The organism is Streptomyces sp. NPDC018026, assembly GCF_044327745.1.
In the GTDB taxonomy this organism is placed as follows: domain Bacteria; phylum Actinomycetota; class Actinomycetes; order Streptomycetales; family Streptomycetaceae; genus Streptomyces; species Streptomyces rubrogriseus.
The window spans coordinates 79,487-94,137 of the sequence record NZ_JBIRFY010000002.1 but is presented as its reverse complement, the minus strand read 5'-3'; the positions used below and the strand labels follow the sequence as shown (position 1 = coordinate 94,137).

The 14,651-nt window shown below is 71.6% G+C and carries 13 protein-coding genes; 8 read left to right on the top strand and 5 right to left on the bottom strand.

Annotated features, from left to right (window positions below; translation table 11 throughout):
* Nucleotides 1–63 precede the first annotated feature (63 nt).
* Nucleotides 64–2,409 (bottom strand): immune inhibitor A domain-containing protein, encoded by a 2,346-nt coding sequence (locus tag ACH4D3_RS05980; RefSeq protein ID WP_398316842.1) that lies wholly within the window; start codon nt 2,407–2,409, stop codon nt 64–66.
* Nucleotides 2,410–2,845: 436 nt separating this feature from the next.
* Between ACH4D3_RS05980 and ACH4D3_RS05975 the strand changes: the two genes are divergently transcribed.
* Complete coding sequence (locus tag ACH4D3_RS05975; RefSeq protein WP_398316839.1) at nt 2,846–3,139, top strand: hypothetical protein; 294 nt, start codon at nt 2,846–2,848, stop codon at nt 3,137–3,139.
* 13 nt (nt 3,140–3,152) lie between these two features.
* Here the strand turns inward: ACH4D3_RS05975 and ACH4D3_RS05970 are convergent, their stop codons facing one another.
* Nucleotides 3,153–3,767 (bottom strand): RDD family protein, encoded by a 615-nt coding sequence (locus tag ACH4D3_RS05970; RefSeq protein ID WP_398316836.1) that lies wholly within the window; start codon nt 3,765–3,767, stop codon nt 3,153–3,155.
* Nucleotides 3,768–3,916: 149 nt separating this feature from the next.
* Nucleotides 3,917–5,413: an RDD family protein gene (locus ACH4D3_RS05965; protein WP_398316833.1), complete on the bottom strand. Its 1,497-nt coding sequence runs from the start codon at nt 5,411–5,413 to the stop codon at nt 3,917–3,919.
* Between the two features lie 245 nt (nt 5,414–5,658).
* On the opposite strand from ACH4D3_RS05965, the gene ACH4D3_RS05960 reads away from it, so the two are divergent.
* Entirely contained in the window at nt 5,659–6,087 is a 429-nt protein-coding gene (locus tag ACH4D3_RS05960; RefSeq protein ID WP_356858543.1) for an SsgA family sporulation/cell division regulator, read from the top strand.
* Between the two features lie 13 nt (nt 6,088–6,100).
* On the opposite strand, the gene ACH4D3_RS05955 is transcribed toward ACH4D3_RS05960, so the two are convergent.
* Entirely contained in the window at nt 6,101–7,579 is a 1,479-nt protein-coding gene (locus ACH4D3_RS05955; protein ID WP_398316830.1) for an FAD-binding oxidoreductase, read from the bottom strand.
* 91 nt (nt 7,580–7,670) lie between these two features.
* Between ACH4D3_RS05955 and ACH4D3_RS05950 the strand changes: the two genes are divergently transcribed.
* Nucleotides 7,671–9,107, top strand: coding sequence for a tetratricopeptide repeat protein (locus ACH4D3_RS05950; RefSeq protein WP_398316827.1), 1,437 nt, complete (start codon nt 7,671–7,673; stop codon nt 9,105–9,107).
* 12 nt (nt 9,108–9,119) lie between these two features.
* Here the strand turns inward: ACH4D3_RS05950 and hppD are convergent, their stop codons facing one another.
* Nucleotides 9,120–10,265 carry a 4-hydroxyphenylpyruvate dioxygenase gene (gene hppD / locus ACH4D3_RS05945; RefSeq protein WP_398316824.1) on the bottom strand — a complete coding sequence of 382 codons (1,146 nt, stop codon included), beginning with the start codon at nt 10,263–10,265 and terminating at the stop codon, nt 9,120–9,122.
* A 125-nt stretch (nt 10,266–10,390) separates the two neighbouring features.
* Here hppD and ACH4D3_RS05940 point away from each other — a divergent pair, with 125 nt between their 5' ends.
* From ACH4D3_RS05940 to ACH4D3_RS05920, 5 genes are read left to right on the top strand one after another with little or no spacing between them, the layout of a single operon-like run.
* The gene (locus ACH4D3_RS05940; RefSeq protein WP_109032672.1) at nt 10,391–10,882 is read left to right on the top strand and encodes an Lrp/AsnC family transcriptional regulator; all 492 of its coding nucleotides are present in this window, start codon (nt 10,391–10,393) and stop codon (nt 10,880–10,882) included.
* A gap of 33 nt (nt 10,883–10,915) precedes the next feature.
* Entirely contained in the window at nt 10,916–11,563 is a 648-nt protein-coding gene (locus ACH4D3_RS05935; protein WP_003975880.1) for an ABC transporter permease, read from the top strand.
* On the top strand, nt 11,556–12,806 hold the full coding sequence (locus ACH4D3_RS05930) for a betaine/proline/choline family ABC transporter ATP-binding protein (protein WP_398316820.1): 1,251 nt from the start codon (nt 11,556–11,558) through the stop codon (nt 12,804–12,806). The genes ACH4D3_RS05935 and ACH4D3_RS05930 overlap by 8 nt, the downstream gene beginning before the upstream one ends.
* A complete protein-coding gene (locus ACH4D3_RS05925; RefSeq protein WP_398316817.1) occupies nt 12,803–13,678 on the top strand; it encodes an ABC transporter permease in 876 nt (291 codons plus the stop codon). Before ACH4D3_RS05930 ends, ACH4D3_RS05925 begins: the two co-directional genes overlap by 4 nt.
* Entirely contained in the window at nt 13,675–14,643 is a 969-nt protein-coding gene (locus tag ACH4D3_RS05920) for a glycine betaine ABC transporter substrate-binding protein (RefSeq protein WP_398316814.1), read from the top strand. Before ACH4D3_RS05925 ends, ACH4D3_RS05920 begins: the two co-directional genes overlap by 4 nt.
* Nucleotides 14,644–14,651: the final 8 nt, after the last annotated feature.

Below are 14,651 nucleotides of genomic sequence, written 5' to 3'. Positions count from 1 at the left end.
CGGATCGGCGGCGACCCGCCAGGGGGTCACCGCCGATCATGCTCTGACCTGGGCAGATGCTATTTACCTGCCCGCGGGGCCAACCTCGAGCTCGATCGTCGAGCCGTTCTTGGCCTCCTTGAGGATCTTGATCTTCGTGTTGGTGTCAGTGATCTGGACACCGCCGGTCGGGTTCGCCGGGTCGTAGTAGTCGTTCTTGCGGTCGTTGAAGACCGAGACGCCCTTCGAGCCCGGGACGTACTTCGCGACGTCCGCCTTGTGCAGCGTCATGCCGTCCGTGCGGTAGAGGCTGAACGGCGAGTCGTACGCCTGGAAGCGGTTGCGCATCAGCGTCCCGTCCTTCCACTTCAGCGCGGTCGGGTGCGAGTCGATCGGCAGGACCAGGCCCTTGCCCGGGTGCTGGCTGGTGTTGTTGTCCGCCTGGGAGGTGTCCCACTTCCAGATCAGCAGGCCGTTCTGGTACGCGTAGTGCTCGACCCAGTTCGGGCGCTCCGAGAAGCCGAAGTTGTACGGGCCGGTCTTCAGCGTCTTGTCGTACGACACGTACTGCCGGTTCTCGGCGATGTAGTACTGCGCGTACTCCTTGGTGAAGGAGGCGCCCTTGCGGGTGAAGCCGACCGCCGTCCAGGCGTCGTCCGCGGTCTCCGCGTTGTCCGAGAAGAGCGTCTCGCCGTCGGCCGTCACCGCGATCTCGTCGGCGGTGAAGCCCTTCATGGCCAGGCCGCCGTCGGTCTGGTAGCGGAAGCGCAGGTCGATCTTCTTGCCGGCGTAGGCGTCCAGCGGGTAGACCAGCTTGCCGTAGGCGTCCACGGTGGCGCTCAGGGCGGGCTTGTCACTGCCGTCGCGCTGGATCGGCTGCCCGTCGAAGGTGCCGTCGATCGCGGTCCAGTTGGCGCCGCCGTCGGTGGACACCTCGGTGTAGAGGAAGTCGTAGTCGGCCTCGATGTCGTACCAGCCGTCCAGGGTGAGGGAGGCGGCCGACTTGCCGGTGAGGTCGACGCTGCGGCTCAGGGTGTTCTTGAGGTCGTTGCCGCTCCCGCTCCACCACTGGGTCTCGCCCTCGGCGGGGGGCACGATCTCGGTGGTGACCTCCTCCTTCGGCAGCTCGACGACCAGGCCCTGCTTGTGCTTGGTGTTGTACTCGGCCAGGCCCAGCTTGTGCCAGGAGTTGACGCCCGCCTTGGCGGTGTCGTAGTTCAGCCAGCCCAGCTGGAGCTTGTCCCAGGCGTTCATGTCGCCGGGCAGGTCGCCGATCTCGTTGCGGCCGGTGCCCAGCCACGAGCCGGACGACATCAGCGTCCAGAAGCCGGTGGAGTTGTCGCCGCCGACCGTGTCGTAGTGGTCCGGCAGGCCGAGGTCGTGGCCGTACTCGTGCGCGTAGACGCCGAGTCCGCCGTTCTCCGGCTGGATGGTGTAGTCGCCGACCCAGATGCCGGTGTCGCCGATCTGGGTGCCGCCGAGCTTGTTGTCGGCGGGGCCGGTGGCGCCGGCGTCGGTGCCGAAGGCGTACCAGCGGTGGGCCCAGATGGCGTCCTCGCCCTGCGCGCCGCCGCCCGCGGACTCGTCCTCACCGGCGTGCACGATCTGGAAGTGGTCGATGTAGCCGTCGGGCTCGTTGAAGTCGCCGTCGCCGTCGAAGTCGTAGCGGTCCCACTGGTCGTACTGGGTCAGCTGGGACTTGATCTGGGCGTCGGTGCGGCCGGCCGCCTTCTGGTCCGCGACCCAGGCGGTGACGCCGTCCTGCACCGCGTACCAGGCGCAGTTGTCCGGGTCGCACTTGTTGGAGCCGTAACGGGCCTCGTTGTAGGGGACCTTGACCCAGTCGGAGACCTCGCCGTCGACCGAGTAGCGGCCGGAGGACTGCTTCTCGTAGTAGGTCTTGACCGAGTTGACGCCCTTGCCGGAACCGAAGTACAGGTCCTGGAAGTGCTCCTGGTCGTAGTCCTCCTGCCAGGCCGTGGAGTTGTCCGTCCGCCGGTTCGGCTTGGCTATCTCGTTGTGCAGCGGGCCGGGCGTGCCGCCGTAGCGGCTGTCGACCTTGTCGCCGAACTCGACCAGGATGGTGAAGATCTTGTCGGTCTTCTCCCGGCCCAGCTCGACGTACTTGGCGTCGCCCTTCTTGCTCTTCAGCTGGACGACGTTGGAGCCGTCCTTCTTCTTCACCGACGCGTTGCCGGATATGACCTGCTTGAGGGCCTCCTCACGCTGGGCGGCCTGAGTGTCGCTCAGGGGGCCCTTGAGGTCGTGGGAGCGCGTCGTTTTGTCCGGGCCGGGGTCGTTGCGGTCCACGGCCTCCGGCCGGGACGGCGAGTCCGCCTGCGCCACGCCGGCCGCCGAGAACGTGGCGGCCGCCGCGGCGAACGCGACGGTGGTCGCCGCCGTTCTGAACGTCCAGGATCTTCTGGTCACTTGAGTTCCTCCCCCGCGTCCACGCGCGCGGATGGGGGACCAAGGACAGTGCATAGTCCGCGCACACGTGCTCAACGCGTGTAGTCAAGTGACGACATTTGACTAGAGGTTCACCGGAAAAGACAGACCTTGACTTGAGCAGAACAAGTGCACTATGCGGAGTCGCCGTTCGCTTTGCGGACACCGGATCGTGACCTTCGCCGGGTACGACGGCCACCGGACGGCCCCGACGGGCGCGCGGGACCGTCCACTTCCCGGACGTCATGAATCCGTGCGCCCCCCGTGCATCCGCCGTGTCGGTTAGGTCGTGCTTACTGCTGGTTCCACTCGGGCACACAGCGGGTTAGAGTCGCTTGGCGGAACGCCCGGAAGCCGGCGGAATGCCAGGCCGACAGCCCGTCTCACCCCATGATTGTCTTCCGAGGACACGATGGCCATGCCCCGTCCGACTGCCGCCCAGTTCGCCTACGGTTCGTGCACCGTGATCTTCTCGACACTCGCCATGCTGCTGCTGTCGCAGACGAGTTCGGGCCCCGGAGTCGCCCTCATCGCCGTCGCGGCCCTCGCCCTCGGCCTGTTGGTCGCCATGACGGTCCCCGTGCCCAGGACGCGCCCGATGACCGCCGTGCCGTCCCACCGCCCCGACGCGAACCGGGAACCGGTGCGGGTGCCCGCGGCGGCCCGGGTCTCCGCGGGCGCGGGCGAGGCGACACGCGGGCGGGCCGCCTGAGCGTCCGGGTCCGTCAGCGCGTGCTGACCACGACCGTCTTGGCCGCCTTGTCGTGCAGGCCCTGTTTGTAGGGCTTGTCGAAGAAGCTCCAGCCACCCGCGATGATCGTCCACACGCAGGCGCAGCAGAACGCGAACGGGATCCACAGCACCAGGGCGCGGATCAGCGACGTCTGCACCGAGGGCGTCGCGCCGTTGTCCAGGTTGGCCACCCGCATCCCGAGCCACTTCTTGCCGAGGGTCTGGCCCGTCCTCGTGGTCATGTAGGTGTCGTACGCGATGTAGAGCACGGCGGCGATCACGGACTGCCCGAAGGACTTGCCGACGGAGACGTCGTCGCCGTCCACCGTGTACTCCTGGACGTTGAAGGCCCAGCTGAGCAACCAGACCACGATGCCCACGAGGATCATGTCGACGATCCGCGCGAGCGTGCGCCGCCCGCTGTCGGCGAGCGGGGGCATCCCCGCCAGCGGATCGGCGGGGTAGCCGCCACCGCCGTACGGGTCACCGCCGTAGGGGCCGCCACCGGGGGGAGGCGCACCGTAGGGTCCGCCGCCGCCGGGGGGCGGGGGCGGGCCGTCGTAGGGGTTCTTCCTCAGCGGGTCGTCTTCCGGCGGTTCGCTGCTCATGTCCCGAGTGGAACTCGGGGTCTGTCGCGGCGCATCCGGCGAGCGGCCGTCCGGAGTAGGCGGGTGCGGGTGCGATGTGGTTGCTCGCGCAGTTCCCACGCACCCGCAGCCGAAGACGAGACCCCCGCTCCCCCGGCCCCTCCGCCAAGCTAGCCCGCGACAAACGTGTTGGCGGCCTTGTCGTGCCAGCACTGGTGCCAGGGGCGGTCGAACAGGCACCACACGACGCCGACCACGCCGACGGCGAGGAGGCCGGGGACGCTGTAGACCAGCCAGCGGCGCAGGGCCGCGCCGAAGGACGGCGGCTCGTGGGCCTCGATGTCCCGGACCTCCAGCCCGAGCAGCCTCTTGCCCAGGGTGCGGCCCCACTTGGCGGTGGGCAGCGCCTCGTAGACGACGCCGAAGAGCAGCAGGACCGCGAGCACGATGCCCAGGTACGTGGACGTCGTGCCGTCCAGCAGCCAGACCGTGACGGTCTCGCCGGAGAGCTTGGCCTCGTCGATCTTGTCGTTGACGTGGTCGACCGCCTTGACGCCGAGAGGTACGGCGGCGACGGCGGTGACACCCCCGAGGACCACCGTGTCGATCAGCCGGGCGGCCAGCCGCTTGCCGAGCCCGGCGGGCCGGGCCGCGGCCTGGCGGCGGGCGGCGGCCTGGAACACGTCCTCGACCGGCGGCTTCCACGGCGCGCCTGCCGGCCCGGGCTGCTCCTCCGCGCCCGCCCCGGCCAGCCGGTGCACCTGCTGCGCCCAGGAGGTCTGACCGCCGCCGGGACCGCCCGCCGCGACCGGCGCGGAGGCGGCGGGCTGCTGCTGCGGCGGCGCCTGGTGAGGCACCGCGGGGGCGGCGGGCGTCGGGGGCGCCTGCGCGGCGGCGGCCCTGGCGGCGGCCGCCTTGCCGGCACCGAACCCGGGACCGGAGGCGGGGCCGGCCGCGGGACCGGGACCGGCGTCGGTGCCTGGGCCGCCGGGCTGCGGGCCCGTGCGCGGGGTGACCGCGCGGAAGGTCATGGTGCCCTCGTCCTGCGCGGCGGCGGGGGCGGGGGCGTCCTGCCGTCCCGCCGCGGGCCGGCGGAAGACGAAGGTGTTGCCCGCCTCGGCCTCGGCCTCCGCCCCGCCTGCCGCGGCGCCCCGCGCGGGATGCTCACCGCCCGCCGAGTCCCCCGAGCCCGCCGCCGTGCCCGCCGTGCCCGCCGTGCCGGAGCCCGCGGCCCCCGCGCGGGGGTCACCCGCCGCGCCGTCGGCGGGCGGTGCCGCCTGCCGGGCGTGCGGAACCCGCGGGTCCGCGCCCCGCGCCGCGCCCGGCCAGGCGCCGCGCCGCTCCGGGGCGTCGGCGGAACCGGACGGGGCGGAGCGGTCGGCGGCCCAGGCCGCGGCGGACTCCGGACGGCTGCCGTGCTGGGACGCGGCGGCGGGCGGCGGGTCCTCGACCGGGTCCTCGTCGAAGAAGTGCGGGCCGGTCTCCTCGACGGAGGGCCGCGCGCCGGGCGGGGGCGCGAGCGGCTCGCCGTCCTTGGGGGCGGGGCGGCTCGTGCCCGCCACCCAGGAGGCGCCGTTCCAGTACCGGACGTAGCCGGGAATGGAGGGGTCCGGGTAATACCCCTCGCGGGGCCTGTCGTCGCCGGGGGCCGGGGTTGGGGCGCTCATGTCCGTCGTCCCGTATCTGCTCGGGGGTTGATAGAGGGGCCTCAACATCTATCAGACGGGCGCAATCCGCACCGCCGGTCCCGCCGTACCCGCCCCTTTCCGGGCAACCTCGTGCCGGGACCTTCACATCCGGGCCGAGCCCCGGTCCGGGGTGCGGAAAAAAGTTCCCCGAACCCGCGTAATGCTCCGGGCCCGGGCCGCTCTCTCCACACAAGGACGTACGAGACTCGGGAGAGGAACCCGCCATGCACACCAACCCCACCGGCCCGATCGTCGTGGAACGCGAACTGGAGCTGAGGCTCATCCTGTCGCCCGAGAGCGGCATCCCGGTGCCGGCCAGGCTCGGCTACCACACGGACGATCCGTACGCCGTGCACATCACCTTCCACATCGACTCCGGCCACCCGGTGCACTGGACGTTCGCCCGCGACCTCCTGGTGGAGGGCGTCTTCCGGCCGTCCGGGCACGGGGACGTGCGGGTGTGGCCGTCGAAGACGGAGGGCCGCAGCGTCGTGCTCGTGGCGCTGAGCAGCCCGGACGGCGACGCCCTCCTGGAGGCGCCCACGCCCCAGGTGTCGGCGTGGCTGGAGCGGACCCTGCGGGCGGTGCCGCCGGGGACCGAGGGGGCGCAGCTCGGGATCGACGACGGGCTGGCCGAGCTGCTCGCCCGGTGAGGAGCGGCGGCGGTCAGAAGAGCTTGCCCGGGTTGAGGATGCCCAGCGGGTCGAAGACCTCCTTGACGGCCCGCTGCATCTCCAGGCCGACCGGGCCGATCTCCCGCGCCAGCCACTCCTTCTTCAGGACGCCCACGCCGTGCTCGCCGGTGATGGTGCCGCCGAGTTCCAGACCGAGCGCCATGATCTCGTCGAAGGACTCGCGGGCCCGCCGGGACTCGTCGGGGTCCTGGGCGTCGAAGCAGACGGTGGGGTGGGTGTTGCCGTCGCCCGCGTGGGCGCAGACCCCGATGGTGAGGCCGTACTTGGCGGCGACCCGGTCGATGCCCGCCAGCATCTCGCCGAGCCGGGAGCGGGGCACGCACACGTCGTCGATCATCGTGGTGCCCTTGACGGCTTCGAGGGCGGTGAGGGCCAGGCGCCTGGCCTGGAGGAGGAGTTCGGACTCGGCGGCGTCCTCGGCCGGGACCACCTGCGTGGCGCCCGCGGCCTCGCACAGCGCACCGACGGCGGCGAGATCGGCGGCCGGGTCGGTGGTGTCGAAGGCGGCCAGCAGGAGCGCCTCGGTGGTCTCCGGCAGGCCCATGTGGGCGAGGTCGTTGACCGCCTTGACGGTCGTACGGTCCATCAGTTCGAGGAGGGAGGGGACGTGGCCCCCTTCCATGATCCGGCAGATCGCGTCGCAGGCGGCGGACGCGGAGGCGAACTCGGCGGCCAGCACCAGCTGCTCGGGCGGCTTGGGCCGCAGCCCGAGGACCGCCTTCACGACGATGCCGAGTGAGCCTTCGGAGCCCACGAAGAGCCGGGTGAGGTCGTACCCGGCGACGCCCTTGGCGGTGCGGCGGCCGGTGGACATCAGGCGGCCGTCGGCGAGGACGACGTCGAGGCCGAGGACGTACTCGGCGGTCACCCCGTACTTGACGCAGCACAGGCCGCCGGAGGCGGTGCCGATGTTGCCGCCGATGGTGCACATCTCCCAGCTGGAGGGGTCCGGCGGGTAGTAGAGGCCGTGTTCGTTCACCGCGCGGGAGAGCGTGGCGTTGACGACGCCGGGTTCGACGACGGCGACCCGGTCGACCGGGTTGATCTCCAAAATGCGGTCCATCTTCGTCAGGGAGAGGACCACGCAGCCGTCGGTGGCGTTGGCCGCGCCGGACAGGCCGGTGCGGGCGCCCTGCGGGACCACCGGGACGCGCAGCTCGGTGGCGGTGCGCATGACGTGCTGGACGTCCTCCACGGTGCGCGGCAGGACGACCGCGGCGGGGGCGCCGGCCGGGCAGAAACTCGCCATGTCGTTGGCGTAGGAGGCCGTGACGTCGGGATCGGTGAGGACGGACCCGGCGGGCAGACCGGCCAGCAGCCGGTCGACGAGGGTGCTCGGGTCGCCGAGGGGGCTGCCAGGGGTGCTGCCCGGGGTGCTGCCGGGGGCGTTGTCGACCGCCGCGGCCGCGTCGTCTTCGTCGCGAGGCGCTTCGATACGGCTCATGATCACAGGCTCGCATCCACGGCCATCGGTGTGAACCCCGCGGGCGGCAGCCGTCGCCTGCCCGGTGTGATCGTCATATGGGAGCACAGTGAGCGCCATGGAGGTCATGGAGAGGCTCACCCGGCGGGAACAGGGCGGGACACCGGAACCCGGGCGGCCGTCGCGCCGCGGGCGCCGGGTGCTGACCGCCTCGGTCGCCGGGGCCGCCGTACTCGGAGGGGTCCTGGTGCTGCTCCCCTGGGACGGTGGCGACGCGCCCCCGCCCGCACCCGGGCCCGCGGCGCTGGCGCGCGGGGCGGTCACCACGGGCGTGCCCGCCGCGCTGCCGGACCTGGCGGCGCTGATCGGCGACCGGGAGACCCATCTGCGGGCGCATCCGCTGGACGGGGCGTCGTGGGCGGTGCTCGGCGCCGCGTACGTGGAGCAGGGCCGCCGGACGGCCGACGGCGCGAACTGGCCGAAGGCCGAGAAGGCGCTGCGCACCTCGCTGAGGACGGGGCCCGAGCGCAATCCGCAGGCCCTGGAGGGGCTCGCGGCGCTGGCGGTGGCCCGCCGGGACTTCCCCACGGCGAAGAAGTGGGGCGAGAGCGCGGTGAAAGCGGCGCCGAAGCGGTGGACGGCGCACGCGGTGCTGATCGGCGCGTACACCGGGCTCGGCGACGACAAGGGCGTGGGCCGGGCCCTGGAGAAGGTGATGGAGCTGCGCCCGGACGCTCCGGCGGTGGGGGCGCTGGCGGCGGCCGTCTACCGGGACCGGGGCTGGCGGGAGGACGCGGCGGCCCGGATCTCGGACGCGGCGGCGGCCGCCGGGGCACCGGCGGAGCGGGCGGCGTACCTGGAGCAGGCCGGGCGGCTGGCGTTCGAGCGCGGGGAGCGGGAGGAGGCGCTGCGGTTCTTCCAGGAGGCGCTGCGCACCGACCCCGACCAGCGGGCCGCGCAGGCCGGGCAGGGCCGGGCGCTGGCGGCGCTGGGCCGGACGACGGAGGCGCTGGCCGCGTACCAGGCGGCGCTGGCCAAGCGGCCCGGCCCCGAGTACGCCCTGGAGCTGGGCGAGCTGTACGAGTCGCTGGGCCTCGGCCAGGCGGCGCGGGTGGAGTACGACCTGCTGCGGGAGCGGGCGCGGGACGCCGAGGCGGCCGGGGCCGACGAGCAGTTGGTGCTGGGGCTGCTCGACGCCGACCACGGGGATCCGGCGGCGGCGGTGGAGCGGCTGCGGGCGGAGTGGGGGCGGCAGCCGGGGATCGCGGTCGCCGACGCGCTGGGCTGGGCGCTGCACCGCGCCGGCGAGGACGACGAGGCGCTGGAGTTCGCGACGATCGCGACCGACGGCGACAAGGGCGGCGGGGTGCGCAGCGCGCTGTACGTCTTCCACCGGGGGATGATCGAGAAGGAGCTGGAACGGTCCGGTCCGGCGCGGCGGCACCTCGGGGAGGCGCTGACGATCAACCCGTACTTCTCGCCGCTGCGGGTGCCGGAGGCGAAGCGGGCGCTGGCGGAGCTGGGCGAGCCCCCGGTTGAGGGCCCGCCCGACTGACGCCCGTGCGGGTCAGAGGTTGCCGCGCTTCTCCTGCTCGCGCTCGATCGCCTCGAACAGGGCCTTGAAGTTGCCCTTGCCGAAGCCCATGGAGCCGTGGCGCTCGATCATCTCGAAGAAGACGGTCGGACGGTCCTGGACCGGCTTGGTGAAGATCTGCAGCAGGTAGCCGTCCTCGTCCCGGTCGACGAGGATCTTCAGCTCGCGCAGGATGTCGACGGGCACCCGGGTCTCGCCGGCCCACTCGCCGAGCGTGTCGTAGTACGAGTCGGGGGTGTCCAGGAACTCGACGCCGGCCGCCTTCATCGCCCGGACGGTCGACACGATGTCGTTGGTGTTCAGCGCGATGTGCTGGACGCCTGCGCCGCCGTAGAACTCCAGGTACTCGTCGATCTGGGACTTCTTCTTGGCGACGGCGGGCTCGTTGATCGGGAACTTCACCTTGAGGGTGCCGTCGGCCACGACCTTCGACATCAGCGCGCTGTACTCGGTGGCGATGTCGTCGCCCACGAACTCCTTCATGTTCGTGAAGCCCATGACCTTGTTGTAGAAGCCGACCCACTCGTTCATGCGGCCGAGTTCGACGTTGCCGACGCAGTGGTCCACGGCCTGGAAGACGCGCTGCTCGGGCGGCGCGACCATCGGCCTGGCGGCGACGTACCCGGGCAGGTAGGGGCCGTCGTAGCCGGTGCGCTCGACGAGGGTGTGCCGGGTCTCGCCGTAGGTGGCGATGGCGGCGAGGACGACGGTGCCGTGCTCGTCCTTGACCTCGTGCGGCTCGGCGAGCGAGCGGGCGCCGTGCTCGACGGCGTAGGCGTGGGCGGCGCGCGCGTCCGGGACCTCGATGGCGAGGTCGACGACGCCGTCGCCGTGCTCGGCGACGTGCTGGGCCAGGAAGGTGCCCCAGTCGGTCGAGGGCTTGATCACCGAGGTGAACACGAAGCGGGCGGAGCCGCTCTCCAGGACGTAGCTCGCGGTCTCCCGGCTGCCGTTCTCCGGTCCGGAGTAGGCGACCAGCTTCATGCCGAAGGCGGTGGAGTAGTAGTGCGCGGCCTGCTTGGCGTTGCCCACGGCGAAGACGACCGCGTCCATTCCCTTGACCGGGAAGGGATCGGCCTGCCGGGCGGTGTCGGGAGTGTGGTGTGTGGTCTGCGTCATAGCCGCAGGTTCTCCCCTGTTCGCAAGGTGCGCAATAGTTTGCGTTTTCAGTGGGCAACATGACCAGTGGCGTGCGGGTCCGGGCGGGCGATCTGTACAGGATGACCAGCGGGGAGGGTGTGGGTATGGCGGGTACGGGGATCGACCGGCTGGACGGGCGGATCATTGGTCTGCTGGCGCGGGAGCCGCGGATCGGGGTGCTGGAGATGTCCCGGCGGCTCGGGGTGGCGCGCGGCACCGCGCAGGCGCGGCTCGACCGGCTTCAGTCGAACGGAGTCATCCGCGGCTTCGGTCCCGAAGTGGACCCGGCGGCCCTCGGCTACCCGGTCACCGCGTTCGCCACGCTGGAGATCCGGCAGGGCCAAGGGGCCGACGTACGGGCGCACTTGGCGACGGTGCCGGAGGTCCTGGAGCTGCACACCACGACCGGCACCGGGGACATGCTGTGCCGCCTGGTGGCCCGCTCGAACGCCGATCTCCAGCGGGTGATCGACCGGGTTGTCGGTTTTGATGGCATCGTCCGGGCCGCCACGGCGATCGTCATGGAGAACCCCGTTCCGCTGCGGATCATCCCGCTGGTGGAGCAGGCGGCCGGGGACAGCGGCGGACACGACTGAGGCCGGCCGGCCCGATCCCGGAGGTGAGCGGACGTGAACTTCTGGGACTTCCTGGGCAGCCGCCACCAGCAGCTGCTCGCCGACGCCTACCAGCACGCCAGCGCCGTCTTCCAGTGCATGGTCGTGGCGACCCTGCTCGGGGTGCTGATCGGCGTCCTCACCTACCGCAGCGACTGGGCGGGGAACGTGGCGACCCTGTCCACGTCGGCCATCCTCACCATCCCGTCGCTGGCCATGATCGGTCTGCTCATCCCGATCCTGGGGCTCGGCGTGCCGCCGACGGTGACGGCGCTGACCCTGTACGGGCTGCTGCCGATCGTGCGCAACTCGATCGTGGGCCTGCGCGGGGTGGACCCGGCGCTGGTGGACGCCGCCAAGGGCATCGGGATGTCGCGGCCGGCGCGGCTGCTGCGGGTGGAGCTGCCGCTGGCCTGGCCGCCGATCCTGACCGGCATCCGGGTCTCGACGCAGATGCTGATGGGCATCGCGGCGATCGCCGCCTACGCCTCGGGGCCGGGCCTCGGCAACGAGATCTTCCGCGGGATCGCCTCGCTGGGCAGCAAGAACGCGCTCAACCAGGTCCTCGCGGGCACGCTCGGGATCATCGTCCTGGCCCTGCTGTTCGACGCGGCGTACGTGCTGCTGGGACGGCTGACCATTCCGAGGGGGATCCGTGTCTGAGAACGGTCACGACAGCGCCACCGGCGCGACCATCGAGCTGGAGGCCCTCACCAAGCGCTACCCGGGCAATCCGCAGCCCGCCGTCGAGAACGTGTCGATGGAGATCAAGGCCGGGGAGACGGTCATCTTCGTGGGCCCCTCGGGCTGCGGGAAGTCCACCACCCTGAAGATGATCAACCGGCTGATCGAGCCCAGCGGCGGCCGCATCCGCATCAATGGCGAGGACGTCACCGACATCGACCCGGTGAAGCTGCGCCGCAAGGTCGGCTACGCGATCCAGTCCTCCGGTCTCTTCCCGCACATGACCGTCGCCCAGAACATCGCGCTGGTGCCGAAGATGATCGGCTGGTCGAAGGCGCGGATCCGGGACCGGGTGGAGGAGATGCTGGACCTGGTCGGCCTGGACGCCGGGGAGTTCCACGGCCGCTATCCGCGCCAGCTGTCCGGCGGCCAGCAGCAGCGGGTGGGCGTGGCGCGGGCGCTGGCGGCCGATCCGCCCGTGCTGCTGATGGACGAGCCGTTCGGCGCGGTCGACCCGATCACCCGGGACCACCTCCAGGACGAGCTGATCCGCCTCCAGCACGAACTGCACAAGACGATCGTCTTCGTCACCCACGACTTCGACGAGGCGATCAAGCTGGGTGACCGGATCGCCGTGCTGCGCGAGCGCTCCCACATCGCGCAGTTCGACACCCCGGAGGCGATCCTCACCAACCCGGCGGACGACTTCGTCTCCGGCTTCGTGGGCGCGGGCGCGGCCCTCAAGCGCCTGAACCTGACCCGGGTGCGGGACGTGGGCATCACGGACTACCCGACGGTGACCGTGGAGGACCCGCTCCAGGACATCTTCGACCGGCTGCGGGACTCGGGCACCAACGAGATCCTGCTCCTGGACCGGCGCGGGCGCCCCTACAAGTGGCTGCGGCGCGGCGACCTGATGCGGGCCAGGGGCTCGCTGGCGCGGGCCGGGACGCTGGTCCACGACACGGTGACCCGGGACGCGACGCTGCGGGACGCGCTGGAGGCGGTGCTCACCGACAACGCGGGGCGGGTCGCGGTCACCGGGCGGCGCGGCACGTACGAGGGCGTCGTCGACATGGAGACGCTGATGAACTCCGTGCACGAACTGCTGGAGGCCGACCGGCTGGACGCGCTGGAGCACCAGCACGACCTGGAGGAGACCCGGGCCACCCAGACGCACACCGAGCAGGAGGGCTTCGGCGAGGTCGGAGGCCGCGCGTGAGCAGCTCCGCCCGCCCCTCCCCCGGACGCCGCCCCGCGGGCGAGCACGAGGTCAAGGGGCTCGCCTTCCGGGACGAGGGGGAGGACGACGGCGGGGAGGAGGGCGGGGCTCCCCGGCAGTCCCCGGTGGCGGGCCCCCGGGTCGGCTGGCGCAAGCTGACCTTCCTGCCGGTCGTCCTGATCGCCGTACTGCTGGCGACCTGGCTGTGGTACCGGCAGGCGGACCTGGACGCGCTCAGCCAGAACGCCCTGGGCAACGGCCAGGTCACCAAGGCCCTGTGGCAGCACGTCCAGCTGACGGTGATCTCCACCTTCTTCGTGCTGATCATCGCGATCCCGCTGGGCATCCTGCTCACCCGCAAGGCGTTCCGGAAGGCGACCCCGTTCGCGATGGCGTTCGCCAACATGGGCCAGGCGACCCCGGCGATCGGTCTGCTGGCGCTGCTGGTGATCTGGCTGGGCATCGGCCGCCGGGCCGCCCTGATCGGCATCATCATCTACGCCGTCCTGCCCGTCCTGTCCAACACCATCGCCGGTCTGAAGGCGAACGACCCGACGCTCCTGGAGGCGGCCCGCGGCATCGGGATGTCCCCGCTGGGCGTGCTCGCCAGGGTCGAACTCCCCCTGGCCGTTCCGCTCATCCTGGCCGGCGTGCGCACGGCCCTGGTCCTGAACGTCGGTACGGCGACGCTGGCGACCTTCGGCGGCGGCGGTGGCCTGGGCGTACTGATCACCACCGGGATCACCAGCCAGCGGATGCCGGTGCTGGTCCTCGGCTCGATCCTCACCGTCGCCCTGGCGCTGCTGGTGGACTGGCTGGCCTCGCTGGCGGAGCTGCTGCTGCGGCCGCGGGGACTGGAGGTGGGCACGTGAGGCGACGCATCTGCTGGACCCTGGCCGCCGTACTCCTCGCGGCCCCCGCGGGCTGCGGTCTGACCAGCGGCTCCCCGATGGTCGACGACGTGGAGCCGGGCACCATCGGCAAGGGCAAGCCGCTGGACGGGGCCGATCTCACGGTCACCTCGAAGGAGTTCACCGAGCAGCTGGTCCTCGGCGCGATCATGGGCATCGCCTTCGAGGCGGCCGGGGCGGAGGTGCTCGACCGCACCGGCATCCAGGGCTCGGTCGGCACCCGCGCGGCGGTCGAGAACGGCGACGCCGACGCCACGTACGAGTACACGGGCACCGCGTGGATCACCTACCTGGGCAACAGCAGGCCGATCCCCGACCCGGAGCAGCAGTGGAAGGCGGTGAAGGAGGCCGACGCGAAGAAGGGCCTGACGTGGCTGGAGCCGGCCCGCCTGAACAACACGTACGCGCTGGCGATGAACCAGGCCAACTTCAAGAAGTACCGGACGAAGACCCTCTCGGAGGTCACCGCCCTGTCCAAGTCGGACCCGGGCGCGGTGACGCTGTGCGTGGAGGGCGAGTTCGCCAACCGCGCGGACGGCCTGCCGGGCCTGGAGAAGGCGTACGGCATGTCGCTGCCCGCCGGGAACATCACGCAGATGGACACCGGCATCATCTACACCCAGACCGCGAAGGGCGCCTGCACCTACGGCGAGGTGTACACCACCGACGGGCGGATCAAGTCCATGAACCTGGTGGTGATGGAGGACGACAAGAAGTTCTTCCCGAACTACAACGCGGCGCCCATGGTCCGCACGGCCACCCTGAAGAAGTGGCCGGCGATCGCGTCGGTCCTGGACCCGGTCACCAAGGCGCTGACCAACGACGTGGCGCAGACCCTGAACGCGAAGGTCGACGTGGACGGCGAGGACCCGCACCAGGTGGCGCTGGACTGGATGAAGGAGAGGGGCTTCGTGAAGGAGGGATAGGGCTGCCG